At 47.6% G+C, this 26,229-nt stretch carries 22 protein-coding genes; 18 read left to right on the top strand and 4 right to left on the bottom strand.

Going from position 1 to position 26,229, the window contains the following annotated elements:
• Positions 1-153: 153 nt before the first annotated feature.
• Entirely contained in the window at positions 154-516 is a 363-nt protein-coding gene (locus MHI12_RS20350; RefSeq protein WP_017687428.1) for an Asp23/Gls24 family envelope stress response protein, read from the top strand.
• Positions 517-644: 128 nt separating this feature from the next.
• On the opposite strand, the gene ftsW is transcribed toward MHI12_RS20350, so the two are convergent.
• Both ftsW and MHI12_RS20340 read right to left on the bottom strand, forming a co-directional pair.
• Positions 645-1,934 (bottom strand): putative lipid II flippase FtsW, encoded by a 1,290-nt coding sequence (ftsW, locus tag MHI12_RS20345; RefSeq protein WP_405170168.1) that lies wholly within the window; start codon positions 1,932-1,934, stop codon positions 645-647.
• A 13-nt stretch (positions 1,935-1,947) separates the two neighbouring features.
• Entirely contained in the window at positions 1,948-2,295 is a 348-nt protein-coding gene (locus tag MHI12_RS20340; RefSeq protein ID WP_017687430.1) for a YugN family protein, read from the bottom strand.
• Between the two features lie 210 nt (positions 2,296-2,505).
• Here MHI12_RS20340 and MHI12_RS20335 point away from each other — a divergent pair, with 210 nt between their 5' ends.
• The 8 genes from MHI12_RS20335 (at position 2,506) to MHI12_RS20300 (ending at position 10,799) form a co-directional block, all read left to right on the top strand.
• Positions 2,506-3,675, top strand: coding sequence for a M20 family metallopeptidase (locus MHI12_RS20335; protein ID WP_405170167.1), 1,170 nt, complete (start codon positions 2,506-2,508; stop codon positions 3,673-3,675).
• 193 nt (positions 3,676-3,868) lie between these two features.
• Entirely contained in the window at positions 3,869-5,563 is a 1,695-nt protein-coding gene (locus tag MHI12_RS20330; protein WP_405170166.1) for a DNA repair helicase XPB, read from the top strand.
• Between the two features lie 35 nt (positions 5,564-5,598).
• Positions 5,599-7,317: a helicase-associated domain-containing protein gene (locus tag MHI12_RS20325; RefSeq protein WP_405170165.1), complete on the top strand. Its 1,719-nt coding sequence runs from the start codon at positions 5,599-5,601 to the stop codon at positions 7,315-7,317.
• Between the two features lie 152 nt (positions 7,318-7,469).
• Positions 7,470-7,907 (top strand): YlbF family regulator, encoded by a 438-nt coding sequence (locus tag MHI12_RS20320; protein ID WP_036614642.1) that lies wholly within the window; start codon positions 7,470-7,472, stop codon positions 7,905-7,907.
• A gap of 30 nt (positions 7,908-7,937) precedes the next feature.
• Entirely contained in the window at positions 7,938-8,201 is a 264-nt protein-coding gene (locus MHI12_RS20315) for a YlbG family protein (RefSeq protein ID WP_026080981.1), read from the top strand.
• A gap of 165 nt (positions 8,202-8,366) precedes the next feature.
• Positions 8,367-8,804, top strand: a complete 438-nt coding sequence (locus MHI12_RS20310) for a hypothetical protein (RefSeq protein ID WP_017687436.1) — start codon at positions 8,367-8,369, stop codon at positions 8,802-8,804.
• 132 nt (positions 8,805-8,936) lie between these two features.
• Positions 8,937-9,860, top strand: coding sequence for a selenium metabolism-associated LysR family transcriptional regulator (locus MHI12_RS20305; protein ID WP_405170164.1), 924 nt, complete (start codon positions 8,937-8,939; stop codon positions 9,858-9,860).
• Between the two features lie 69 nt (positions 9,861-9,929).
• Entirely contained in the window at positions 9,930-10,799 is an 870-nt protein-coding gene (locus tag MHI12_RS20300; RefSeq protein WP_405170163.1) for a PHP domain-containing protein, read from the top strand.
• A gap of 144 nt (positions 10,800-10,943) precedes the next feature.
• Here the strand turns inward: MHI12_RS20300 and MHI12_RS20295 are convergent, their stop codons facing one another.
• Both MHI12_RS20295 and MHI12_RS20290 read right to left on the bottom strand, forming a co-directional pair.
• Complete coding sequence (locus MHI12_RS20295; RefSeq protein WP_405170162.1) at positions 10,944-11,390, bottom strand: GNAT family N-acetyltransferase; 447 nt, start codon at positions 11,388-11,390, stop codon at positions 10,944-10,946.
• Between the two features lie 416 nt (positions 11,391-11,806).
• The gene (locus MHI12_RS20290) at positions 11,807-13,579 is read right to left on the bottom strand and encodes an NFACT family protein (protein ID WP_405170161.1); all 1,773 of its coding nucleotides are present in this window, start codon (positions 13,577-13,579) and stop codon (positions 11,807-11,809) included.
• A gap of 356 nt (positions 13,580-13,935) precedes the next feature.
• Here MHI12_RS20290 and MHI12_RS20285 point away from each other — a divergent pair, with 356 nt between their 5' ends.
• The 9 genes from MHI12_RS20285 to priA all read left to right on the top strand — a co-directional run bounded on the left by MHI12_RS20285 (position 13,936) and on the right by priA (position 26,189).
• Positions 13,936-16,794, top strand: coding sequence for a cation-translocating P-type ATPase (locus MHI12_RS20285; protein WP_405170160.1), 2,859 nt, complete (start codon positions 13,936-13,938; stop codon positions 16,792-16,794).
• Positions 16,795-16,975: 181 nt separating this feature from the next.
• Positions 16,976-17,809 (top strand): diaminopimelate epimerase, encoded by an 834-nt coding sequence (dapF, locus tag MHI12_RS20280; RefSeq protein WP_076251213.1) that lies wholly within the window; start codon positions 16,976-16,978, stop codon positions 17,807-17,809.
• A gap of 214 nt (positions 17,810-18,023) precedes the next feature.
• The gene (locus MHI12_RS20275) at positions 18,024-19,913 is read left to right on the top strand and encodes a bifunctional homocysteine S-methyltransferase/methylenetetrahydrofolate reductase (protein ID WP_017687443.1); all 1,890 of its coding nucleotides are present in this window, start codon (positions 18,024-18,026) and stop codon (positions 19,911-19,913) included.
• Between the two features lie 19 nt (positions 19,914-19,932).
• Positions 19,933-20,832: a YicC/YloC family endoribonuclease gene (locus tag MHI12_RS20270; RefSeq protein WP_341008138.1), complete on the top strand. Its 900-nt coding sequence runs from the start codon at positions 19,933-19,935 to the stop codon at positions 20,830-20,832.
• A 51-nt stretch (positions 20,833-20,883) separates the two neighbouring features.
• On the top strand, positions 20,884-21,144 hold the full coding sequence (remA, locus tag MHI12_RS20265; protein ID WP_006209218.1) for an extracellular matrix/biofilm regulator RemA: 261 nt from the start codon (positions 20,884-20,886) through the stop codon (positions 21,142-21,144).
• Positions 21,145-21,157: 13 nt separating this feature from the next.
• Positions 21,158-21,730, top strand: coding sequence for a guanylate kinase (gmk, locus tag MHI12_RS20260; protein ID WP_017687445.1), 573 nt, complete (start codon positions 21,158-21,160; stop codon positions 21,728-21,730).
• 157 nt (positions 21,731-21,887) lie between these two features.
• Positions 21,888-22,100: a DNA-directed RNA polymerase subunit omega gene (gene rpoZ, locus MHI12_RS20255; protein ID WP_091028645.1), complete on the top strand. Its 213-nt coding sequence runs from the start codon at positions 21,888-21,890 to the stop codon at positions 22,098-22,100.
• Between the two features lie 300 nt (positions 22,101-22,400).
• On the top strand, positions 22,401-23,636 hold the full coding sequence (coaBC, locus tag MHI12_RS20250) for a bifunctional phosphopantothenoylcysteine decarboxylase/phosphopantothenate--cysteine ligase CoaBC (RefSeq protein WP_405170159.1): 1,236 nt from the start codon (positions 22,401-22,403) through the stop codon (positions 23,634-23,636).
• A gap of 3 nt (positions 23,637-23,639) precedes the next feature.
• Complete coding sequence (gene priA, locus MHI12_RS20245) at positions 23,640-26,189, top strand: primosomal protein N' (RefSeq protein WP_105599619.1); 2,550 nt, start codon at positions 23,640-23,642, stop codon at positions 26,187-26,189.
• The last annotated feature ends 40 nt before the right edge of the window (positions 26,190-26,229 follow it).

Below are 26,229 nucleotides of genomic sequence, written 5' to 3'. Positions count from 1 at the left end.
TTTGAATTGCATTGTAAATCGCTTATGAGATTATTTTCATATTTCAATATAACCAAATGGTGGTAGGTTGTAAACGCATCTTTTTGAGTTTAATTTGCTTTTTGGGGTGGAAAGGATTTAAAATACGAGTAACGAAGTGAAGGAGGATGTGGCATGGCAGAACAACTTCAACTGGAGAGCGGAAACATCCGGATTGCCGATGACGTGGTTGCAAAAATTGCCGGAATGGCTGCAATGGAAACACCCGGAATTGCCGCAATGTCTGGAGGATTGTCAGAGGGCTGGGCGAAGCGACTCAGCGGTAAAAACGTACAGAAAGGCGTGAGCGTTGAGGTCGGCCAGCTGGAAGCAGCCATTGACCTGCGCATCATCGTCCTGTACGAAACCCCGATTCATGAAGTTTCCCGTATGCTTCAGCAGAATGTAAGAGAAGCGGTAGAGACCATGACCGGATTACGCGTGGTTGAAGTCAATGTAAAGGTAGAAGGCGTATCTTTCAAAGGCGACGATCTGTAGAAATCGCAATCCGCAATGGAGGACAGAGCGATATTGACCTGTTCTTCATCTTGATAGACAGAGTTTATTCAGTACACAGAAAAAGGCTGCGCATCCATTGGGTGCACAGCCTTTTTTGTGTTGCTTTTTTATCGAATCCGACGGATGGACTCCCGTGAACGAAGAGCAGGAGAGGTACGAGTCTGTGTCTGTACAGTCACGGACTTCGTTTTCTCTTCCTTGATCACGTCCAGATTGTTAGTACGTGAGATACTGAGCAGAATGCCCATGGCAACCATCATTACAAAGAGTGAGGTACCCCCATAACTGATAAACGGAAGCGTAACCCCCGTCACCGGAATGGTCTGAGTTACACCACCGATGTTGATAAATGCCTGAATCGCGATTAGTCCCATGATACCTATGCCGACCAATGTTCCGAATGGATCGGGACAGCGGAGAGAGACAATAATTCCTCGCCAGATGAAGTACAGGTAAACAAGCAGGAATAATGCACTTCCAATGAATCCGAGTTCTTCCCCAATTACGGAGAAAATAAAGTCATTATACGCATTTGGCAAATAATGCAGCTTCATCGTACCTTGTCCAATTCCCGAACCTGTCATGCCGCCATCACCAATGGCAACAAGAGAACGGTAAAGGTTAAGACTTCCGCCATTAATATCGGATAATGGATTCAAGAAAGCTTGAATACGTCCGATCTTGTAGTTCTGCTCCGCAGTCACTGCTGTTGCAGCAGTCGTTGTGTCGGAAGGAGACATGGAAGAAAACAGGGAATTTGCTCCAAACGCCAGTGCTCCACCGAGTACAACCAAGAGAATTGAACCCAGGATATGTTTCATACTGGCTCCACCGGCATAGATTAAGAGACCACAGGTGGACACCAGGATAAAGGTGGTACCGAAGTCTGGTTGCAGCATAATCAGTCCTGCGATGAATCCAACGATGAACAAGACGGGAAAATACCCTGTCTTGAAAACCCTGAATTTCTCACCTTTTTTGGTAATAAGAGCAGAGAGATAGAGAATGATAGCAATTTTCGCAAACTCTGCAGGCTGAAGACTGAAACCGAAAATGTGAATCCAGCTTCGTGCACCGTTCAATACTGCACCTGAGATCAAAACAATCACCAGCATGACCGTAGTGAGCAGGAAAAAGGGTGCATAGAGCTTTTTGTACTTGTTGAAGCGGATATTCATGGCAAAAAACATGCCAAATAGACCGATAATCGCCCACATAAGTTGTTTTTTCGTGAAGTAAAGGGCATCATTGTTAAATTTATCGCTTGCGATTGCAATGCTGGAACTGGAGCTGAATACCATCACCAGTCCAAAGCCCACCAACAATAAAGTGAGGATTAGCAGTTGAAAATCCGGCGTGCCTCTCTTCGTTTTCGTTTGGGCCGTTTGTTGTTTCATCGTTTGGCCCAGCCTATGCTTCCAGCAGTTCTTTAAGCTGCTGTAATTTTTGGGCTGCCAGCTTCACGACTGGTTGCGGAACGGAAGAGTCATAATCCAGGCCGTGAGGGAAAGTGGCTTTGCCAAGGTATACTGCTTCAACAGCAAGAACGGTATCCGGTTTTTCCAATTTGCCTTCCACAGCGCGGGTATTAATGCGTACAAAGTATTCTGAGTTGGTTTGTTCATCTTCAATTTTGTAGTCATATGTAGCACGGTAATATTCCCATTGCCACCGGACAAATCCGACTTTCTCGGCGCTCTCATCCAGGTATGCCAAGTCGCTCTTCAAGCCATCCAAGCCTGTATTCTCAAAAATCATAAGCGTTTGATCCTCCTCATAAGCTTCCGAGTATAATTTCTCGAGTATTTCTCTAGTTCATGATAGTATGTTTCCCCTTCCCGTGCAAGCTTTCCCAAGGCGTTTCGTATCGGTTTTCTTCCAATTCTGCTACAATATACAGCAATAGGTTTGAAGAGGAAGGTTCGGGCTTGATCCAAGTCCCGTTTAAGATTGAAAGGGTGGAGAGACATGACTAATAATATATGGTGGGAAGATCTGCAGATCCACATGGTGGAATGGCGGCGTCACCTTCATCGCAATCCAGAGGTTTCCTTTCATGAGGAGAAGACATCCTCTTTTGTAGCGGATATGTTGGAGAGTTTTGGCGTTGAAGTGAGGCGTCATGTTGGTGGTCACGGGGTCATTGGTACAATCCGTGGGGACAAGCCGGGTCCTGTCGTCATGCTGCGAGCCGATATGGACGCACTGCCAATTCAGGATGAGAAGAATATCGAGTATGCTTCACAACAAGCAGGAGCGATGCATGCATGCGGTCACGATGGTCATATCTCAATCCTGCTCGGTACGGCATTGTATTTCAGCCGTCACAAGCAGGAGATCCAAGGAGAGATTCGCTTTTTGTTCCAGCCAGCAGAAGAACTGCTTCCGGGCGGTGCAGTCCAGGTCATTGCGGATGGTGCGCTTGAAGGCGTGGATGTCATATATGGCATTCATCTGTGGACCCCACTGCCTGTAGGTGTTGTTGCCAGTAAAGCAGGACCGATGATGGCTGCGGCGGACGATTTTTACATTGAGATCAAAGGCAAAGGTGGACATGGCGGGATGCCACAATCGACGATAGATAGTCTTATCGCGGGTTCTGCGCTTGTGATGCAGCTTCAGACCGTTGTCAGTCGTTCGGTTGATCCATTGCAACCCGCGGTGCTGACCATTGGTACAATGCAGGCGGGCTCGGCTCAGAATGTAATTGCAGAGCAATGCAAAATGAGCGGTACGGTAAGAACGTTTGATGAAGAGACCCGAAACGGAATGAAAGAGCGTGTGCTTACGATGGTAGCCCAGACAGGGGCAGCTTATGGGGCAGAGACGCAAGTGAAATATATTATGGGATATCCGCCTGTGGTTAATGATGAACAGGAGACAGCGCGTTTCTTCAAAGAAGCTACAGAATTATTTGGGGCAGAACGAGTGCAAGCTTCCCCGATGCTGATGCCAGCGGAAGATTTTGCCTATTATCTGCAGAAGGTTCCAGGGTGCTTCATGTTTGTTGGAGCAGGCAACCCGGATAAAAATGCGATCTATCCGCATCATCATCCGATGTTTGATTTTGATGAAGACGCGATGCAGACTGCCGTGAGATTATTTATCGCGATGGCCAAGGGTTACACAGCCGAATGACTTTATAGCTAGTTGGGCATCCTGTTCATACCGAGGTATGGGCAGGATGTTTTTTTGTGGATTTTATAGATGTTGTTCAAAAAGTCCACTTTTCGGTATTGAAAACTAGACTTTTTGAACGTGCACTTTATAGAGGTTCATTTTCGGAAGCTGCCGGAACTGGACTTTTTTTGTGATAGGAGGAAGGCTCCAAATGGAAGGAACAGAACATACGGTAAGGACAGATGCTTGTATCGTTCAGCGAGATTTTACAGTTTTGCTGGAAGTTGGCCACCCCGGATTCGAAAGAGCAAGAGAGCAGCTTGGGATGTATTCAGAACTGGTTAAAACACCGGCAGCGTTTCATACCTACCGAATCACTCCGTTATCGCTCTGGAATGCGGCTGCACTGGGATGGAATGCAGATCAGGTCATCGCAAGTTTGGAGATGGTATCGCGCTGGAACGTGCCTGCTGCACTGATACAGGATGTTCGGAGAATCATGGATCAGTATGGCAAATTAAAGCTGCATTCCGAAGCAGATCACACCAGAATGCGCCTTTACAGTGAGGATGAGCGGTTGCTGGATGAATTAAGTGGATTGAAATCGATAGCTGCCTTTCGCATGGAACGCAAGGACGCTCATGAACTTCTGTTCCCAGGAGAACAGCGAGGGTTATTAAAAAGGGAATTAACACGATTGGGTTACCCCGTACTTGATTACGTGGGGTATCGGGAGGGAACCAAGCTTACATTTGATTGGCGGTCTAATGATCCAGGGGACCACTCAGAGCGATTTGCGTTGCGTTCATATCAGAGAGAGGCCGTGGATGCATTCGAAGGCAGTGAGGGCATGGGAGGAAGCGGATTGCTAGTGCTGCCTTGCGGGGCAGGCAAAACGGTCATTGGCATGGCCGTTCTGGAGCGGCTTCAATGTGAATGCCTTATTTTGACGTCCAATACAACGTCTGTGCGACAGTGGATTCAGGAAATTCAAGACAAAACCACGATTACCAGCGAACAGATCGGTGAGTATTCCGGTCAGAAAAAACAGGTGAAACCTGTGACTGTAGCTACATATCAGATTCTTACACACCGGAAATCAAAGGATGCTGATTTTACCCACATCAAACTGCTCAGTGAGCGGCAATGGGGGCTGATCATATATGATGAAGTACATTTGCTGCCAGCACCAGTGTTTCGTGCAACTGCGGATATTCAAGCTACGCGAAGGCTGGGATTAACGGCCACATTGGTTCGAGAGGATGGCTGTGAACAGGATGTGTTTTCGTTGATTGGTCCGAAGCTCTATGATATGCCTTGGAAACAATTGGAGCAGCAAGGGTGGATTGCCGATGTACAATGTCAGGAGATACGTATCCCGCTTTCCCCGGAACTAAGATCAAATTATCTGCAAGCCGAGGTTAAGCACCAATTTCGATTGGCTGCCGAGAATCCGGCGAAGGTACGTGTAGTCAAGCGTTTGCTGGAACGTCATAGGGATTTGCCTGCGCTAGTGATTGGACAATATCTGGATCAACTTGAGTTGATTGCCCGGGAAATTGAAGCACCTTTGATCTCGGGAACCATGTCACAGCAAGAGCGAATCAAATGGTTTGCCGCTTTTCGACGTGGAGAGATTAAAACAATTGTGGTATCCAAGGTTGCCAATTTTGCTGTGGATCTGCCCGATGCTGCTGTTGCACTTGAGATATCCGGGAGTTTCGGGTCAAGGCAGGAAGAGGCACAGCGTTTGGGGAGAATTCTGAGACCGAAAGCTGGAGAAAATAAAGCATATTTCTATGCGCTGGTATCAGAGGATAGTAAGGAACAGGAGTTTGCATTAAACCGTCAGATGTTCTTGGTGGAGCAGGGATATGAATATGCCATCGTTCATGAGAACGAATAGTCCATTTATACTCGCGAAAAGAGGAGGATTGGGATATGTCTTCATTTGAACCAATAGATGAGCCTGTGATACTGAACCTTGATTCATGGTCAAAGCTTACTTTGGTGGAACAAAAAGTGCTTGGTGCAATTTTTCACAAACATGCCGGTCAGTCTTTTTCCTCCCTCCTGCCGCGAGAACAGTGGGCCATCGAAGGACTAAGTGTCGCAGAAGCCAATTCTTCATTCGCCAACCTTAGGCAGCAAAGATGGATTGAATCTGTATATAAAAGTTGGGGGGAGCGATTATTCTATATTCCTGCTTCGCTGTTGGAGACATTGACGATTGCTTACGCACAAAGAGTGGGTATAACCGTTAAACAGATGGCACAGCATGCTCATGTATTACAGGAAGGAAAGCCGGATATTGCTGCAGAACTACTTCATCTGATCGCGTGGATTGAAAGAGAAGGACTTCCTTTGACAGGTAAGGGCACTATACATAAGAAAAGTGTTCAAAAATTAAGTGTGATCACGGTAATATCTTCGACAGACTTTGAAGGTCTGGGTATCCGATATGAACATTCGGATTTGTATCCGACCCACGTAGCAATCCTTCTCGATCTACTGCTCAGTCTGAATCTCGTTCAGAAGTCAGATGGCCAAATTCAGATTGTAGATCATCGGTTACAAACATGGTTGAAGCTCTCGTGGAGACAGATGCATCGGGAAATATATCAAGCGTGTATGGAAAGATACGGTGAAGCTGAACCCGCGTTGCAGCATTTCCGTTATCAATTGGCAGTGTTTGCTCCAGAAAAAAACATATGGTGCCATATAGAGAATTCGGAATTGATACCACGGGTCAGGGGCTGGCTCTACGCACTGGCTGGCTGGGGTTATGGTGAAGTAGGAGAAGATCAGTCGGGAGCGCTGGCATTCCGTTGGCTGATCGAACCGCAGATCCTGTTATATCCAGAACGCGAGATGGTAAGTGAGACGGAGCCTTGTGGATTTTACATGCAACCTGATTTCGAAATGTTGGTACCGCCCGAAGCAGGGCCTGATGTGATCTGGATGCTGGAGCAATGCGCAGAACGGGTAACGCGTGATCGAATGTCCATCTACCGTCTGACAAGAGAACGATTCATTTCTGCCCTAGCCAGAGGGTATGAATTACATGAAGTGATGGAGTTTCTGGATCAATATGCGCTGACAGGCATACCGGAGAATGTACGGATTGCATTAGCAGATTGGGGCAAGGAGACGGGTGCTACACCGTTGACTGTAGAGCGGAACAGGGAGGTAGTGGAGGCAAGTACAGGCTCCGCAGATGATCCGAAGTTATTAGAAAAAGATATGTTGAGCGGTGTATATTCTTCTTTCTACACTCCCGATAATCTAGGTCTGGTTGATGTCTCTGCTTCTCTGCATGGGTTGGAGCGTGATCATTCTGTCATTGAGAAGAAGTTCTCTCTGTTGGGATTCGAGGAGATACCGGAGACCTGGTACAAGGAGTGGCGTCGATATCATACTTCAACCGCCCGACAGATTGTTGCCAAAGCCATTGAGTGGCAGACCAAGCTGGGGATACAACAGGAAAATCGTACGCAATACCTCATTCCACATCAGGTAGAGGGTCATGAACAATGGACTTTAAGTGGTTGGTGCATGTTGGATTTAAGTGAAAATACATCAGAGACGGAATGGCGTACATTCTCCCCGTCAGAGTGGGATACAATGCGTCTTATCCTGCCAGATGATGTCATAACCTGACTATTTCACGTGAATATCAGGTTGAAAGGCGAATTTTCGAGTTCCCCCTATTTCTAATTGCAGGAAAAACTCTTCTTAACTATTCATGGATATGCTATGATGAGGTAGTCTACGTTAAGTAGAACTTTATATATAGATAGGATGAATATTTCATGAGCGTAGCGGAAATGAACACGGTCGATATGGCCCAAGTGTTAACGGGCGCATATGAACTGGGCGACATGATTAACCAATCTGCCGAAGTATCGGATTATTTATATTGGAAGCAGCAAGTCGAGACTACCCCTGAGATTCAGATGGGGATTCGGAAGCTGAATGCCAAGAAGGAATTGTTTGAAGAAACACAGCGTTTCGGTCATTTTCACCCGGATTATCATGCAGCAAAAGACCAGGTGAAGGCTCTGGAACAGGAGTTGGAAAATTTCGAGGCGGTAATCCGCTTCAAACAGGCAGAGAAGTCCCTGGATGATATGTTATTCCAGATGTCAGAGACCATTGCATTTGCAGTGTCAACGACCATTAAGGTACCGAGTAATGACCCGAATCCAAAGGGCGGCTGCGGTAGTGGCGGCAAGTGTGGTTGCAGTTAAGTCATCATTATAGAAGGGCGGGGAACGATGATGTTTGCGGAAAGGACAGGATTCATTATTTGGGTCAGTGATTTGAAGGCTGCCCGTAATCTCGAAAAATATGGCACCGTGCATTATATCTCCCGCCGTATGCATTATGTAGTCATGTATGTTAATGCAGAACGGGCAGATGATACGATGAAAAATGTGAAGCGACTTTCCTATGTGCGCAAGATCGAACGCTCGTATCGTAATGAGATCAAAACCGAGTATGCCAGCAAAACGATGGACAAAACGAGCTTTTACGGAATATAGACGAGAAACTGGAGGGACCCTTTGGGGTCGCTCTTTTCTTGAATTATACACAAATTGGCTATTGTGAAAAAAAGTTAAACTTACGCCTTGAGGTTGCGGGACTAATGTTGTAATATATTTGGTAATAAATAGATAGAAAGTCCTATCTGGTGGAGAGTGATTCCCATGCGTGATAAGGTGATGCAACGTTGGAGCACCTACGAGCCGTTTTTCGTGGCTCTTGGAGACAAGAAAGTGGCCGACATCGTCATTACCCATCATGCCAAGATGCGGTATGCAGACCGTATTGAGCCTGCACGTAGTGATGATGACCATATTGCGGCGTGGTTATGGGAGTGTCTGAAGCAGGACCGTATAACACCATACTACCGTAATGAACAGGACGTCTACCTGATTGATGAGGATCTGGTGGTGGTCGCCGAATTTTCCGAACTTGAAGGAGAATATGATATTGCGGGCAACCCGTTGCACAAAATGATTGTAGTTACGTTTCTAGGACGTATGTCGGAGACCATTGAATTAAGGGACCTGAAGTCATATTATTCATGGTTAAGACATTCAAGAAGAATGACGCTGGTCAAAAATAGCCGCAAGCATAAGTAAGCCTGAGTAGATTCAATATGTTGAAATCATAGATTCAAGTATTATCGCATGCAGACAAGCTGCATGCTTTTTTTGTTGCCAAGCGGGAAATCGGCTACAATGTATAGAGTGTAATCGAAGAGGGGCGAAGATATGAATTTTCACCAATTGCATATTTTTTATACGGTAGCAGAGAAAGGGAGTTTCTCGGCTGCGGCACAAGCATTACATATGACTCAACCGGCAGTAACGATGCAGATTCAATCATTGGAGGACTATTTTGGCACCAAGTTACTGCATCGTTCCACCAAAAAAATAGAATTATCCGAGGCTGGCCGGACTTTATTACCTCATGCGAAACGGAGTGTAGAGTTGGTCAGACAGACGGACGAAGCGATGTCGGCGTTTACTCAGATGTTACAGGGCCGACTCCAGCTGGGAGCCAGCTTAACGATCGGGGAATATGTGCTGCCACGCATGCTCGGACCATTTGCACTACAATATCCGGATATTTCCATCGTCATGAAAGTGATGAATACAACGCAAATTATGGATGATATATTGAAGCACCAGCTTAATTTTGGTCTGATTGAAGCGCCAGTGCACCACCCGGACATGATTGTAGAGCCTGTCATGCAGGACGAGCTGAAACTGATCGTACCTGCCGGGCATGATCTGGCTAAGCGTAGCAAAGTGAATCTTGAGGATGTAATGAATTATCCTTTTGTGCTGCGTGAGAAGGGCTCGGGTACACGTCAGGTGATGGAAGACCAATTGCAAAAGAAAAAGATTGATCCACAGGATATGAATGTTGTGATGGAACTTGGCAGTACAGGAGCGGTAAAATCGGCCGTGGAGGCAGGGGTAGGCATTACGATGTTATCTCCTTCTTCGGTGCAGCATGAACTGGCTCTGGGACTTGTTCATATTGTGGATATCCGCGGACTCGAATTCAAAAGGCAGTTCTATGCCATCCATCTAAAATCGTCCTTGTTGCCCCTGTCAGCAGTCGCTTTCCTGAATTATCTGCGTCAGCAGGAGCAGCCTAAGTCGGTACACAAGACAGGGAAGGCATAATAGAGTTGGCAACATCAATGATAGATAAGATTGAATCATAATCAATTTTACACAAAGGAGCTGTTGATCATGGATCAGCGCCAAGGACGCTGTGATCTTCATACGCATAGTCAGGCTTCCGATGGAATGCAGCCACCTGCTGATAATGTGAAGCTTGCCAAACAAAAAGGGCTATCTGCGGTTGCCCTAACGGACCATGATACAGTAGCTGGTGTAGCGGAAGCACAGCAAGCGGGAAAAGAGTACGATATTGATGTTGTTGCCGGAGTGGAGATCAGCACTCGGGCTGGTGGGAAAGATATTCATGTGCTCGGGTATTATGTGAATACAGAGGATGAGCAGTTCCTGCAACGGTTGCGCGGATTACGAGAAGCGCGAGATGAGCGGAATCATCTGATTATCGCCAAGCTCCAAGAACTCGGGCTTGATATAAGCTGGCAGGAGGTACTGGATGAGCTGGGACGACCGTTAGAGCCGGATGAGAGTATTGGCAGACCTCATATGGCCGATGTGCTGGTGAAAAAAGGCTACGCTATTGACATGCGGGATGCATTCGATCGGTATCTTGCTGAGGGTAAGCCTGGCTTCGTATCTGTACCCCGCGTTGCACCAGAGGATGCGTGCGAGTGGATCAGGGCCGCAGGTGGAGCCGCTGTGATTGCCCATCCGGGTCTCTATAATGATGATGAATTGGTGCGACGTATCATCGAAGACTCTCGTCCAGATGGCATTGAGGTGTTTCATTCGGATCATGGCCCGGAAGAGGAACGCAGGTATGGTAAGCTGGCCAAGGAATACGACCTCATTGAAACAGGTGGATCTGATTATCATGGCAAACGGCAAGGTGTTGTTTTCCACGGGGATCTTGGTAGCAAGACGGTAACGGTTGATGTGTTGGAAAGGCTGAAGGCAGCTGCTTCACAGCAAAAGGGAGAGTAAGCGAGACGTTGCAGCGCTCTATCTGACTATAATAAATTCTGTATTACTGGGATACATTTTAAGTCATAGTAGTAAAGGACATGCAAACATGATAGGGCTGAACCTTCATGTTTACATGTCCCTTTTTTTTGTGCTCAAAAGAGTCTACGTAATGGAATAGTTTACCCAAGCGCCACGTGTAGCCCCAAGACGCTCGAATAATTGCTGTGCCCGCTCATTGGTCACTGCTGTGATCCAAGACATATATGCGCATCCATGGTCACGCGTATATTGCTGACAGTGTGCAAATAATTTAGCTTCTGCTTCGCCCTCTCTGAATGTTTCCGTAACAAATAGGTCATTCATGATGGCGACACGTTCTGCTTTCATCGTGCTGTAGGTAAAGAACAGGGTGGAAAATCCGATAAGCTCTCCGTCCTGTTCTGCCACGAATTGAGCGCCGATCTGCTGATTAAGCAGGTTGTTAATCAAAAGCTGGATGGATTGATCACCAGGCCAGGGGTTGTTGTAGAATCCCACCACATAGTCATGCATTAATGACATTAGGGGTTTCAGATCATTAGGTTGAGTTTCTCTGATATGTATGGTCATGGTACACTTCCTTAACAGTAATTTATATTTCTTAGAATTGAATTATTATACATATAAATGAATTAATATTCAATAAAATGATAAATAAGCTGAGCTTCAACTATCATTCAAACATATAATGCAATAGAAAAATCCCCTGAACCGTTAATGGTCAGGGGATTTTTCTATTGTTACTGTTACATCTATATAAGTTGAACTAATCATTTACACGATAACGGAGAGGACAGAAAAAACCTGAAAAAGCCGAGCTAAAAGCTTTCTGCAGGAAAGCTACTTCGAAAGCATAAACTTCGCCTTTATCCCCGGATTTACCCTTGAAAAAGGGGATCAGAAAAATCTGGGGATAACAGCGATTGGAAGGTTGTTCTGTCATCGTAGTGTCAGTGTAAATAATCTTTAGTTTAACTTATATAGCCTTATCCATTTTTAATCGTGGATGGCAGACTCTTGATCAATTCATCATTTGGTGTAACAAACAAGGTCTTCTGATGATCATAGATCACAAAACCTGGCTTCGCACCACTTGGTTTGCGTACATGACGGATAAACGTGTAATCCACAGGCACACTGCTGGACTCCTTGGCTTGGCTGAAATAGGCAGCAAGCTGTGCTGCTTCTTCCAATGTAGCTTCACCAAAGTCCGTACTGCGAATAACGACATGTGAACCTGGAATGTCTTTGGTATGCAGCCAAGTGTCATTGGAAGAAGCGAGACGGTTGGTCACGTACTCATTCTGCAGGTTGTTTTTGCCCACAAGAATATCAATTCCCTCGGAGGAGGTGAACTGGTGTACGGTTGGACGGTCACTTTTCTTCTTCTTTTTACCCTTTTTATTGCGGTCACGAAGGTATCCTTGCTGCACAAGCTCGTCCCGTATTTCCTCAATATCGTTCATGGATGCAATGGACAGCTGCTGTAACAGGTTATCGAGATAGTTAATCTCGTCTTTGGTTTTGCCAAGCTGCTCATGAATCACAGCCAGACTGTTCTTGTATTTGTTATACCGCTTGAAATAACGTTGTGCGTTGTCAGACGGTGTGAGCAGTGGATCAAGCTGAATGGTAATGTTGGCTTGGTCTTCATCGTAGAAGTTCACAAGCTCCACGCTCTTGTCCCCTTTGTGAACCTGATGCAGGGAGGCAAACAGCAACTCACCCCATAGTCTGAACTTGTCCGCATCGTCCGCTTCCAGCAGGTCCTTGTTCAGGTTGTCCAGCTTTTTGATGTTTTTGCTTCGCTCATTCTGCAGAAAACGGAGCAGATCACTTACTCTCTGTTTTACCGTGTCCCGTTCAGCCTTGTCTCCGTAATAATCCTCCATGCACTTGCTCATCGTGTCATAGGTTTTCTCCAAATCCTGAATGCTCTGAAGATGAACGGCCGAGAAAATCATTTTGCCTTTGGCGTTCATTCCGGTTACAGGTGTGTAGATATGATCTCTGACAGGCCCCATCACGGCTTCAAAAGCGTTCCAGAGTGCACCAGCCTCAACTCGGCTTTCACCCTCAACCAAAGCTTGAGTACTCACTGTGCCCTCAGCAGCAATTCCACGAGCAGCAATCTCTCCCGCAATTAACGGGCTAAGACCGCTAAAGGAGTTCACAAGCCAGCGTGATGCCTCTTCCTCAGCGGCATGATAGCTGTCCTCGAATGCTGTACGACTCACTTCGAGCGGATTACTTTTATGTTGCTCGGGTGGGGCAGTATACGCGAATCCAGGCATGATTACCCGGTAACTGCTGATGGAAGGAGTCACATGATGAATGCCATCCAGAATCGTTCCAGTTACAGGATCAAGCAAAATAATATTACTGTGACGCCCCATCAATTCAATGATGATCCGTTTAACCGAAACATCCCCCAGTTCGTCGCGCTGGCGCACATTGATGTGGATAATACGCTCCATGCCAATCTGACGGATCTCCTCAATGATTGCACCTTCACAGTGCTTACGGAGCAACATGCAGAACATGGGTGCTTCCGTAGGGTTAAGGAATGTCTTTTCCGTATAATGCACACGGGGATATGTCGGGCTTGCCGAAACAAGCAATTTACTATTTCCGCGCTGAGCACGCAGGGTGAGAACTACGTCATGGCCATTCGGCTGATGGATTTTGCTGATACGTCCACCAATGCAGCCTTGCAGTTCATGAACAATGGCCCGTGTTACAATGCCGTCCAATGCCATTTTTTCCACTTCCTCTCTCTATCGAGCATCTGCATTTATCATGCCAAATGCTTCATCTATATAACTGAAACGTGCAACCAGGTATGTAAAAAAACAAGGACTGGCTACAGATTCTTCGTTGCTTGCTTGTTGAACGCTGGAATTGGTACTGCGCAGAACATCGCAGACTTTTATTTTAGCCTATTCTGTCCATCAGGGAAAGGATTCACCTTCCGGGTGCTAATCACAGACCTGTCCGAATACATATAGAGCAGGTAGTTTGTCCGGCATAGTGTACAGCCTGTCGACCAGCGCGCCGGTGAGTCATGTGAGCTTATTTTGCAGATGAAATACAGACTGGGAGGGAAACTTGAAGCATGGAACATACCAAGTGGCATCAACTTAGTGATGAAGAGCTTCGTAACACTCTTGGCGTCAGCCCGCAGGAAGGATTGACGGATGAAGCCGTAGCAGAGAAGAGGAAAGTGGTCGGTTCGAATGAGCTGAGCGAGGGGAAACGCATTTCTCCAATTACATTGCTCTTGAATCAGTTCAAGGATTTTATGGTGCTGGTGTTAATGGGAGCAACGTTGGTATCCGGATTACTGGGTGAGTATCTGGATGCGGTAACGATTGTGGCTATTATCGTACTGAATGCAATTCTGGGGTTTGTACAGGAATTCCGGGCTGAACGATCTCTTCGTGCATTGAAACAGTTGTCTGCACCTCTTGCCAAAGTGCTTCGTTCAGGCCAGGAAGTACACCTTGCCGCCAAACAACTTGTCCCCGGGGATATTGTCATGGTGGAGAGTGGGGACCGTATACCCGCTGATGTGCGCTGGCTGCAAACGAACAGTCTGGATGTCGAGGAGTCGGCACTTACCGGGGAATCGGTTCCTGTAAGCAAACATTGCCTTCCGATTGCGGACGAGGACGTTCCGCTGGGTGATCAGAAGAATATTGGTTTTATGGGTACCATGGTCACTCGTGGCACAGCCAAAGGTGTGGTTATCCGTACGGGGATGGAGACGGAGATGGGCAAAATCGCCGATCTGATCCAAAATACGGAGGAGCAAGAAACACCGCTACAGCACAGGCTGGAGCAATTGGGCAAAATTCTGATTTTTGTCGCATTGGGATTAACCATTATGGTTGTCGTCGCAGGGATATTGCACGGACAACCAGCTGTTGGCATGTTTCTGGCAGGGGTCAGCCTCGCGGTGGCTGCCATACCGGAGGGTCTGCCGGCCATTGTAACCATTGCACTTGCACTAGGCGTGCAGCGTATGATCAAACGTAAAGCCATTGTACGCAAACTGCCTTCTGTCGAAACTCTGGGCTGTGCATCCGTAATCTGTTCGGATAAGACTGGCACGCTCACCCAAAACAAGATGACGGTAACGGATGTGTGGTTGGAGGGACGTAACATCAAGGTTACCGGGGATGGTTATGCACCTGAAGGGCAGATGCTGGAGAACGGTCGTACGGTGGAACTGAAGAGCGACCAGTCCCTGCGCAGAATGCTTCAGATCAGCGCGCTTTGCAACAATGCGAGTATTGTGGAAAGTGCTGCAAGCGAGGTGGGGAGCAAGAAAAAGGGCAAGGATAACAAAAAGGACGGCAAGAAAAATACGAAAAAAGGTGATCTCCAAGAAGAAACCGTTCAACGAGACAATGTATTCTGGGAGCTGAAAGGCGATCCGACGGAAGGGGCACTCGTCACACTGGCCTCCAAAATGGGGCTTACTCCTGCCGGACTCAAAGAGTTGTATGCCCGCCAGCAGGAATTCCCGTTTGATTCGGAGCGAAAACGCATGTCGGTCCTGGTTCATCATCAGGGAGGCCGAATGATCTACACCAAAGGTGCACCGGATGTGTTAATCGGACACTGCAGTTATATTTTGTGGGAAGGCAAGGTTGTACCTTTCACTGGAACGCTGCGGCAGAAAGTGATGGCAGCTAACGAGAGCATGGCCGGAGCGGCACTACGTGTCCTCGGAATGGCCTACCGTGAAGTGCGGCCGGAAGAAAAAGTGGCTGACGAACACGCCGCCGAGAGTCAGCTTGTCTTCGTAGGACTTGCAGGTATGATTGATCCACCGCGTCGTGAAGTGAGAGATGCGATTGCTACATGCCGCAAAGCGGGCATTCGTACCGTCATGATCACAGGTGATCATGGAACAACGGCAGAAGCCATTGCTCATCAGTTGGGGATTCTTCCCCGCGGAGGGGCTTCGTTAAGTGGTCAGCAACTGGCAGGCATGACAGACGATCAACTGGATAAACAGGTAGAGGGCATATACGTGTTCTCAAGGGTATCTCCGGAACACAAGCTTCGCATCGTGAAATCGTTACAGCGCAAAGGGCATGTCGTCGCCATGACGGGTGATGGAGTTAATGATGCTCCAGCCATTAAAGCAGCAGACATCGGGATCGCGATGGGCATTACGGGTACAGATGTCACGAAGGAAGCTTCGGCGCTCATTCTGAGTGATGATAACTTCTCAACCATTGTGGCTGCCATTGAAGAAGGCCGTAATATTTATGAGAACATTCGCAAGTTTATCCGTTATTTGCTGGCATCAAACGTGGGCGAAATATTGACAATGTTCTTTGCAATGATGATGGGCCTGCCGCTACCACTCGTGCCTATTCAGATTCTGTGGGTTAACCTGGTGACGGATGGTTTGCCTGCAATGGCGCTCGGGGTAGATCAGCCTGAGAAAGATTTGATGGAACACAAACCCCGTGGAGCCAAGGAAAATATTTTTGCGCGGAGACTGGGTTGGAAAATCGTTAGCCGGGGTGTGTTGATTGGATTATGTACACTCGGAGCGTTCTGGCTTACCCTTCAGGCTGCACCGGATAATCCGGGGCAACTGATCAAGGCACAGTCGGTGGCATTCGCGACACTCGTTTTGGCGCAACTCATTCATGTCTTTGATTGCCGTAGTTCGCGGTCGATCTTCCACCGGAATCCTTTACAGAACAAATATCTGGTTCTTGCTGTGATTTCATCGGTTGTACTGATGCTGGTTGTCATGTACGTTGAACCATTGCAGCCGATCTTCAAAACCGTACCGCTTGGTTTGCGTGAATGGGCGATCTGCATCGTTGCTGCGGGCATTCCAACGTTCCTTATGGGTGCAGGCAGCGTCTGGGGTGGTCGTCGTAACCGCCGCCGTATGGGTGGTTCTGGCCGCTTCGTACCGAAAAGTACAAAGTTTTCGGCATAAAATCAATACCTTTTCCTTACCCATTTCGTTATGCTATCCTCAAAATGATTCAAAGCGGAAGCTTTGGCATTTTGCAGGATAGCTTTTTTGTGTAATGTTGAATATGAATTTCTATGGTAATCCTTTAGAAGAGCAAGAATATAGCTTTGGCAGCAGACTGCCAAAAGGAGTGGGCAAGATTATGGAATTTACGAAAATGCATGGACTTGGTAACGATTTTATCGTTGTATTTGGTGAAAAGGAGCTTCCGGCAGATGCAGCAGAATTGGCTGTGAAATGGTGCAACCGTTTCTTTGGCATCGGTGCGGACGGCCTGGTTTATATACTGCCTTCGGAGAAGGCGGACTTTCAGATGCGTATCATGAATTCGGACGGTTCGGAAGCAGAACAGTGCGGTAATGCCATTCGCTGTGTGTCCAAATATGTATACGATCATGGTCACGTGAGCCAGGAGCAGATCACCATTGAAACGATTGGTGCAGGGGTACAACCTGTGAGTCTCAACATTCGTGATGGTAAAGTGGAAACGGTTCGTGTCGATATGGGTGAGCCGATTCTGAACGGTCTTCAAGTGCCTACAACGGTGGATGCCAACCCAGTGGTTGATCACTACATTGAAGCGAATGGACATGCGTTCAAATTCACTGCCGTATCCATGGGTAACCCGCATGCGGTTATCTATGTTGATGATGCTGTGAATTTTGATCTGACAACCTGGGGACCGCTTCTTGAAGTACATCCGATGTTCCCGAAAAAAATCAATGTGGAATTTGCCACAGTTCGTGACCGTGGATATGTGGACATGCGTGTATGGGAACGCGGAGCGGGTCCAACACTAGCTTGCGGAACCGGAGCTTGTGCGACACTGGTATCCTCTGTCCTGAATGGACATACAGATCGTACAGCAGTCATCAGCCTCAAGGGTGGGGATCTCCACATTGAGTGGAATGAAGCTGACAATCATGTGTACATGACTGGACCTGCTGAAGTTGTTTTTAAGGGAATCACTTCATAAAAAGTGAAAGGTTTAACCAAAGGGGCCTGCGGGCCTCTTTTTTTGTCAAAAAGGACAGGTCGTGTCTCCTGTACAGAGACATATTGGGGGCTGTATGGCAAGAAAGTCCATATGAGCTGGATACTCATTAAAAACCTGTGTTTTTCTTCGTTTTTTAGCGTTTTTTGTGTTACATTAGTATGTAAATGATCACAGCTAGGCGGGGGGAAATGGGATGAAGGCGGATTTGCGCAAAGTTATGCAGGAACGGGTTCTCGTTGGAGATGGGGCCATGGGAACATTTCTGTACCAAATGGGGTTCCCGGTGGGGATTTCATATGAAGAATTAAACTTGATTTCACCTGAAGTAGTGGCGGATGTACATCGCCGTTATCGGGATGCAGGTACAGAAATATTTGAAACAAATACGTATTCTGCCAATTACGACAAGTTGTCCAAGTTCGGTCTGGAGTCCAAGGTGGAGGACGTGAACCGTGCCGGCGTACGCATTGCCAAAGAGGTAGCTGGAGATACCGGTTATGTGCTTGGTGCAGTTGGTTCCATTCGAGGTGGCAAGCGGACGAATGTATCAACGAGTGAACTGAAACGCTTTTATCAACAACAGATCTCTGCACTGCTTGATGAAGGCGTGGATGGCATTTTGCTTGAGACCTTCTATGATATCGAGGAAATGGATATTGCCCTTTTGCAAGCGCGCAAGCTAAGTGATCTGCCCGTGATTGGACAGTTCGCGGTAGAGGATGTAGGACACACACTGGACGGATATACAATGCCTGAAGCCTTCCGTATTATGCGGGAGCAGGGTGCGGACGTCATTGGTTTTAACTGTCGCTCAGGTCCAAACGGGATTATGCGTGCCATGGAAACCGTCTCCGGACGTATTGGTATTCCAATGTCCGTCTACCCGAACGCGGGTGCCGCAGATTATGTGGATGGTCAGTTCCGTTATGGTGCGACTCCGGAGTACTTTGGTCAGACGGCAGTGCAATTTGCTGAACTGGGTGCTCGTATTATCGGTGGTTGCTGTGGTACGACACCTGATCATATTACCGCTATGAAAGAGGCGCTTGCTGACTATGTGCCTTCGCCCATTCTGGAGCCTGATCCGTCAGAATCCAAACCACGTATCGTGTTGCATGAAAATGTGGATGAGCGTTCCGGACGTGGAGGACAGCCTACAATCGTTGATCTGGTCAAACAGCGTCACACGGTCATTGTTGAACTTGACCCGCCACGTGACTTGGACATTGCCAAGTTCATGAAGGGTGCCGAGACACTGAAAGCAGCAGGAGCCGATGCCCTGACACTGGCCGATAACTCACTCGCGGTAACACGGATGAGCAACATGGCGCTGGGTCACCTCGTTCAGGATCGCACGGGCCTTCGTCCACTTGTGCATATTGCCTGCCGTGACCGCAATCTGATTGGAACACAGTCACACATGATGGGTTTTGATGCTCTGGGCATTAATCATGTACTGGCTGTAACAGGAGATCCTGCAAGATTTGGTGATCTGCCGGGTTCAAGCTCGGTATACGACCTGACTTCTTTTGAAATCATACGCATGATCAAACAGTTGAACGATGGAGTGGCTTTCTCAGGTAAACCGCTGAAGCAAAGAGCTGGTTTTGTAATTGGAGCGGCATTTAATCCTAATGTGAAATATTTGGAGAAAGCTGTACAACGTCTGGAGAAGAAAATTGCCTCTGGCGCTGATTACATCATGACACAACCGATCTATGATCCTGAGTTGATTGTAGCAATGCACGAAGCGACCAAACATCTGGATGTGCCCATTTTTGTAGGTGTAATGCCGCTGGCGAGTGGACGGAATGCAGAGTATCTGCACAACGAGGTTCCCGGAATTCAGCTCTCGGATGAAGTGCGTTCCCGTATGGCAGGTCTGGAAGGCGAAGAAGGCCGTGCGATGGGGGTAAAAATTGCCAAGGAATTGCTGGACGTAGCAACAGCGCATTTCAAAGGCATCTATCTTATGACACCGTTTATGTTCTACGGCATGACGGCCGAACTGACTCAATACGTATGGGAGAAGTCGGAGCATCAATGTCCTACTTGTTTCAACCCTAATAATCAATTACAATAGTAAAACGGATGTGATGCCGATGTCATTCAGTATGACCGGATACGGTCAATCCGCCTTTCATTTTGGCGGCTATAAGGTACAATTAGAGATCAAATCTGTTAATCATCGTTACTGCGAAGTGATGATGCGTCTGCCAAGAGAGTGGACGTATTATGAAGACGGTTTGAGGAAGATCGTACAGAGTCGTTTGAAACGTGGGCGGATTGATGTTTATGTAATGAAAGAAAAAGAGGAAGACCAGGCTCTTCCCGCTGTTCTGAATGAACAGACGGTCAGGGCCTATCTGCAGGCTGCGGAGCAACTGGAAACCCAATATGGAATGCAGGGCAAACCAAGTATTGTGGATATACTTGCGCTGCCGGACGTCATGGTTCATTCGGATGGGACAAGTTCCATTCCCGAAGAGCAGAAGGACGAATGGGAGCGAGTTCTGCAGGAAGGATTGAAAGAGGCTCTGTCCAGCCTTGAACAGATGCGCGCTCGCGAGGGTCTTCATCTGGCCAGTGATCTGGAACGGAGGATTACCCGTCTGGAGTCACTGCATACCGAGATGCTTGATCTTGCACCGACTGTGGTAAGTGATTACCGCAACAAGCTAAGACAGAGGCTTACGGAAATGCAGGAAGAAGGCTCTTTCCCTTTTGATGAGCATAAATTGGGTATGGAAATTGCAATGTTTGCCGATCGTTCTAACATAGAAGAGGAGCTTACGCGTCTACAGAGTCATTTTGGACAGAGCAGGGAACTGCTGAAGAGTGATGAGCCCGTAGGTCGTAAGTTGGACTTTCTAATTCAAGAGATGAATCGGGAAGTCAATACGATTGGATCAAAAGCCAACCATTTGGCTCTGGTGAATCGTGTTGTCGAGATGAAGGCGGAGCTGGAGAAGATTCGTGAGCAAGCTGCGAATATCGAATGAACGGCCACATTTCGGCAAAAGAGTCGCATGTATAGGGGGAAGAACCTGATTATGGCAATCAAACTCATTAACATTGGATTCGGTAACATCGTATCGGCGAACCGGATTATATCCATCGTGAGTCCGGAATCGGCGCCGATCAAGAGAATTATACAAGAGGCAAGAGATCGTCACATGCTGATTGATGCAACGTACGGAAGACGTACTCGTGCCGTAATTATTACGGATAGCGATCATGTCATTTTGTCTGCAGTTCAGCCTGAGACGGTCGCCCATCGTCTTTCTTCGAAAGATGATGATAACGACGAATAAAATGGAGTGTAATATGTCTAAGGGATTACTGGTAGTGTTGTCCGGCCCATCTGGGGTCGGGAAGGGTACTGTATGCAGCGCTTTGCGCAAACGGGTGCCGGAATTGATCTATTCCGTATCGGCGACAACCCGTCAGCCTCGTCTTGGTGAAGAACATGGTGTGAACTACTTCTTCAGAAGTCATGAAGAGTTCCAGAACATGATTGCTGAAGATCAATTGTTGGAACATGCGGAGTATGTTGGTAATTATTACGGAACACCGCGTGATTTTGTGGAGAAAACGATTAACGAAGGCCGCGACATCATTCTGGAGATTGAGGTTCAAGGCGCGTTAAAAGTGAAAGAGAAATTCCCGGAAGGGATCTTTGTTTTCCTGCTTCCTCCTTCATTGGACGAGCTGAAAGATCGCATTCAGGGCCGTGGTACCGAAAGCCAAGCGACCATTGATCACCGGATGTCCGTGGCGGTTGATGAGATCAGTCTGCTGGAGCAGTATGATTACGCTGTTGTTAATGATGAAATTGATTTGGCGTGCAAGAGAATAGAAAGCATTATAATCGCCGAACATTGTAAGATCAATAAATAATCCCTTTTGCCGCTGCAGAATGCGATATAAGTGGGGCAGTTGTCATATCATATACTGAAGCACTCCTTCTCGGAATGCCCGGGTGTGAAGACATGCCACATCAGTTCTGTCAGGCGGCAACTTGCGATTATACTAATGCGAAGAGGTGTTTGTTAATATGCTGTATCCTTCTATTGATGAAATGATGAACAAAGTCGACAGCAAGTATTCCCTTGTTGTTGCTGCTTCCCGCCGGGCTAGACAGCTACGTGAAGGTGAAAAATCGGATTTAAGAGGTGCGAGATCCCATAAACAAGTGGGCGTTGCACTGGAAGAAATCTATGGAGACCTGCTCGTTGTCATCAAAGGACAGGACGAAGAAGAAGAGTAAGCCGCCTGCGGCTGCTCTTCAACTGCATACGGCGCAAGCCGGATTAATTGACAACCGCGAGGTTGTTATTTTTTTACGAATAAGCATATTTTAACGGAATCTTACTTAGGACGTGTCTCAAAACTCGCTGAAGTGCATCTTTTACCGCCTTTTCGCCCCCTGCTGCGTCACTTTCCCTTGACGTGCCCCGGCACGCCTGCGGAAAACTTCCTTGCTTGGAACGAAAATTCGGGAAAATCTGCTTCCTTCGGAGTTTTCAGACGCGCCCTAGACGTCGTATAAATATCGGGGGAAATAAACATGTTGAACGGTAAAAAAATCGTGCTTGGTGTGACTGGCGGCATAGCCGCTTACAAAGCGGCAACATTATGCAGCAGACTGGTGCAAAAGGGAGCGGATGTTCATGTGATCATGACAGCTTCCGCTACACAGTTTATTACCGAATTGACGCTGCAAACGTTGACCCGAAACACCGTATATACCGATACATTTGATGAACGTGAGCCAGCAGTTGTATCTCATATTCATCTGGCCGATCTGGCGGATCTTGTTCTGGTTGCTCCGGCAACAGCCAATGTCATTGCCAAGATGGCGCATGGCATGGCAGATGATATGCTCTCAACGACTCTTCTTGCGACGACAGCCCCTGTCATGATTGCTCCAGCGATGAATGTACATATGTATGATCATCCAGCTGTAAAGCATAATATGAGCCTGCTTGTTGAACGGGGCGCTATGATGATCGAACCAGGTGAAGGTCTGCTTGCGTGTGGATATGTGGGCAAGGGACGTCTGGAAGAACCGGAGAGCATTGTGGATGTGGTGGAACGTTTCTTTGAACAGCGCGAGTCTGCAGACATTAGCTGGCAGGGACAAGCTCCATTGTTACAAGGCAAGAAGGTTGTTGTTACGGCTGGAGGTACGATTGAGCGCATTGACCCAGTACGATACATTACGAACGATTCATCTGGCAAAATGGGATTTGCCATCGCCGCAGCTGCGCGTGATCTGGGGGCAGATGTGAAATTGGTTATGGGCAGTACCCAAGCCAAGCCACCGGAGAACGTTGAGCTGATCCCTGTACAGTCTGCACAGGATATGTATGAAGCGGTAACACGCGAATGGGACGATGCTGATATCGTGGTTAAGGCGGCGGCAGTTGCCGATTATCGTCCAAAGGAAGTTTATACCGAGAAGATCAAGAAGAAAGGCGACACGCTGTCGCTCGAACTTGTTAAAAATATAGATATTCTTGAAACGCTGGGCAAACAGAAAACCCATCAGTTTTTGATTGGTTTTGCTGCGGAGACTCAGTCAGTTGAGATGTTTGCACGTGAGAAATTGGAACGGAAAAACTGTGATCTGATCGTAGCCAATGATGTAACCCGCACGGGTGCAGGATTTGGAACAGACACCAACGCGGTACATATCTATGACCGGGAAGGTTTGGTGGAGGAGCTTCCAGTGATAGCCAAGGACGATGTGGCTCATCGGTTGCTCCGGATTGCGGCGGAGCGCATTGCCGGGAGGAATTAGGATATGGAGATTGCCAAGGTCATAGTCGATGTTCCCGTGAAGGAAACAGACCGGCCGTTTGATTACCTGGTACCTGAATCGATGAGAGAATGGATCGAGATTGGCAGCCGGGTGGGTGTGCCTTTTGGTCATCGGACGGTGCAGGGATTCGTGATTGATCTTGTGCCGCGTACCGGAGAGGAAACATTCAAGCTTAAGCAGATTCAGGAGTTACTGGACATTGTTCCCCCGTTGTCAAAGGATTTGGTTGAGTTGGCCGAATGGATGAGTGGACGTTATGCCAGTAACCGGATTTTGTCATTGCAGGTCATGGTGCCGACGGCATTGAAAGGGAAAGCAGAGCGATACATCTCGCTGGGAGATGCACTTGATGGACAGATGGCGGGTGCACAACCGGATGATGAGGTGTTATTTGTTTGGGGAGAAGAGTCTACGACTGAGAAAGTACAGCAGGATATCATCCGTTTTGTCAAAAGTCGGGGTCAGGTACCGCTGCAACAACTGAGTCGAAAATATCCCAATCATGCTGCACTAATTAAGAAATTATTGCTTGGTGGTGTGCTGCTGGAAAGTCAGGCCATCAAGGACAAGTTAAATAAAAAAACGATGAAGTCCGTTGATCTGGCTGTAGATATTGCTGCTGCTCAGGAAGCACTTGCTTCATTCCCGGCGAAAGCACAGCGGCAGAAGGAGATTCTGGCTTTTTTGCTGGAAATGAAAGAACTGCTGCCCATGCCGATGAAAGAAGTGTTATCTACACTACAGGTATCGGCTGCAACGATTAAGGGGCTTGAGGAAAAGGGACTAATTGTCACCGAGGACGTTGAGGTCTTCCGTGACCCGTATCAGGGCAGGACGTTCAAAGCGACTGAACCGCTGGTTCTGACCGATGAGCAAAAACTTGTCTACGACAATATTAATGGCCGATTGCAGGAACAACGCCATGGGGTGTTTTTGTTACATGGTGTTACGGGAAGTGGCAAGACGGAAGTCTATCTTCAAACCATTCAACAATGCATCGAACAGGATCGGCAGGCTATCGTACTGGTGCCCGAGATTGCGCTCACACCACAGATGGTAGAACGTTTTAAAGGGCGATTTGGGGACCAAGTTGCTGTTATGCACAGTCGTCTGTCTGGTGGTGAACGTTATGATGAATGGCGCAAGATTCGTGAGGGTCAGGTGAAGGTTGCAATTGGGGCGCGTTCAGCCGTATTTGCTCCATTCAGTCGGCTTGGGTTGATCATTATGGATGAAGAACACGAGACTTCCTACAAACAGGAGGAAACTCCGAAATATCATGCCCGTGATGTGGCGGTAAAAAGAGCACAGCAGCACCAGGCCGTGGTTGTTCTGGGTTCAGCGACACCTTCGCTGGAAAGTTACTATGCGGCACGCTCGCAAAGTAATGATGATTTTGCACCACTCTTACTGGAGATGCCAACACGGGCACTGGGTAACAAGCTACCTGAAGTGCGAATCGTTGACATGCGTGAAGAATTGAAGGATGGCAACCGCTCCATGTTCAGCAGGGCTTTGCACAAAGGGCTGGAGGAGCGCTTGGAGCGTGGTGAACAGACGGTACTTCTGCTGAATCGCCGTGGATATTCGACTTTTGTCATGTGCCGAAGTTGTGGATATGTGGCAGGTTGTCCCGAATGTGATATTTCATTGACGTATCATCAGCGCTCTAATAATCTCCGTTGTCATTACTGCGGGTATGCGGAAGCGGCTCCGGAAGTGTGTCCGGACTGTGGTAGTGAGCATATTCGATACTTTGGTACAGGTACACAGCGAGTCGAGGAAGAACTTGCGAAGCTCTTTCCGGGCATTCGGGTCATTCGGATGGATGTGGATACAACAACGGAAAAAGGGGCTCACGAGAAGCTGCTGAAACAGTTTCGTGAGAAAAAGGCGGATGTATTGCTGGGCACCCAGATGGTTGCGAAGGGACTTGATTTCCCGGATGTAACCCTGGTTGGCGTGATAACAGCGGATTCAGCGTTGAATTTACCTGATTTCCGTGCTGCGGAAAAAACGTTTCAGTTGCTAACACAGGTAGCTGGCCGAGCTGGTCGACACCAATTGCCTGGTGAGGTGTTTGTTCAGTCCTATACGCCGGAACACTACTCAATCGGGCATGCGAGTCAGCATGACTATGTGTCGTTTGTACGTGAGGAATTGCTGCACCGTCGCAATTTGCAATATCCGCCCTACTGTCGCCTGATTCTGGTGACCTTTTCGCATGAACAACTTCCGGTTTTGATTCGTCTTGCCGAGAACTACACGCGGATACTGAAAGAGAAGGCTAATGCGGCTGGATGGCTCGGCAGTCTGGATCGATTCAGCAATGATGCCTTTGATGTACTAGGGCCAGTAGCGTCTCCGATTCCTCGGATCAAGAATAGATACAGATTCCAATGTATGATAAAATGGCGGGGGGATGTAGACGCCATAGGACTCGCTCTGGCTACGGCCCGGCGCATGGACGATGATGTTCAGGCGCAAAAATTGCTTATTAGTCTGGATGTAGACCCGCAAATGTTAATGTAAGCATTTTGCAGCAATGCGGATGTAAACAAGCGGTATAAAC

The organism is Paenibacillus sp. FSL H8-0280 (genome assembly GCF_045040665.1).
GTDB lineage: Bacteria > Bacillota > Bacilli > Paenibacillales > Paenibacillaceae > Paenibacillus > Paenibacillus xylanexedens_A.
This window is presented reverse-complemented; position numbering and strand designations above follow the sequence as displayed.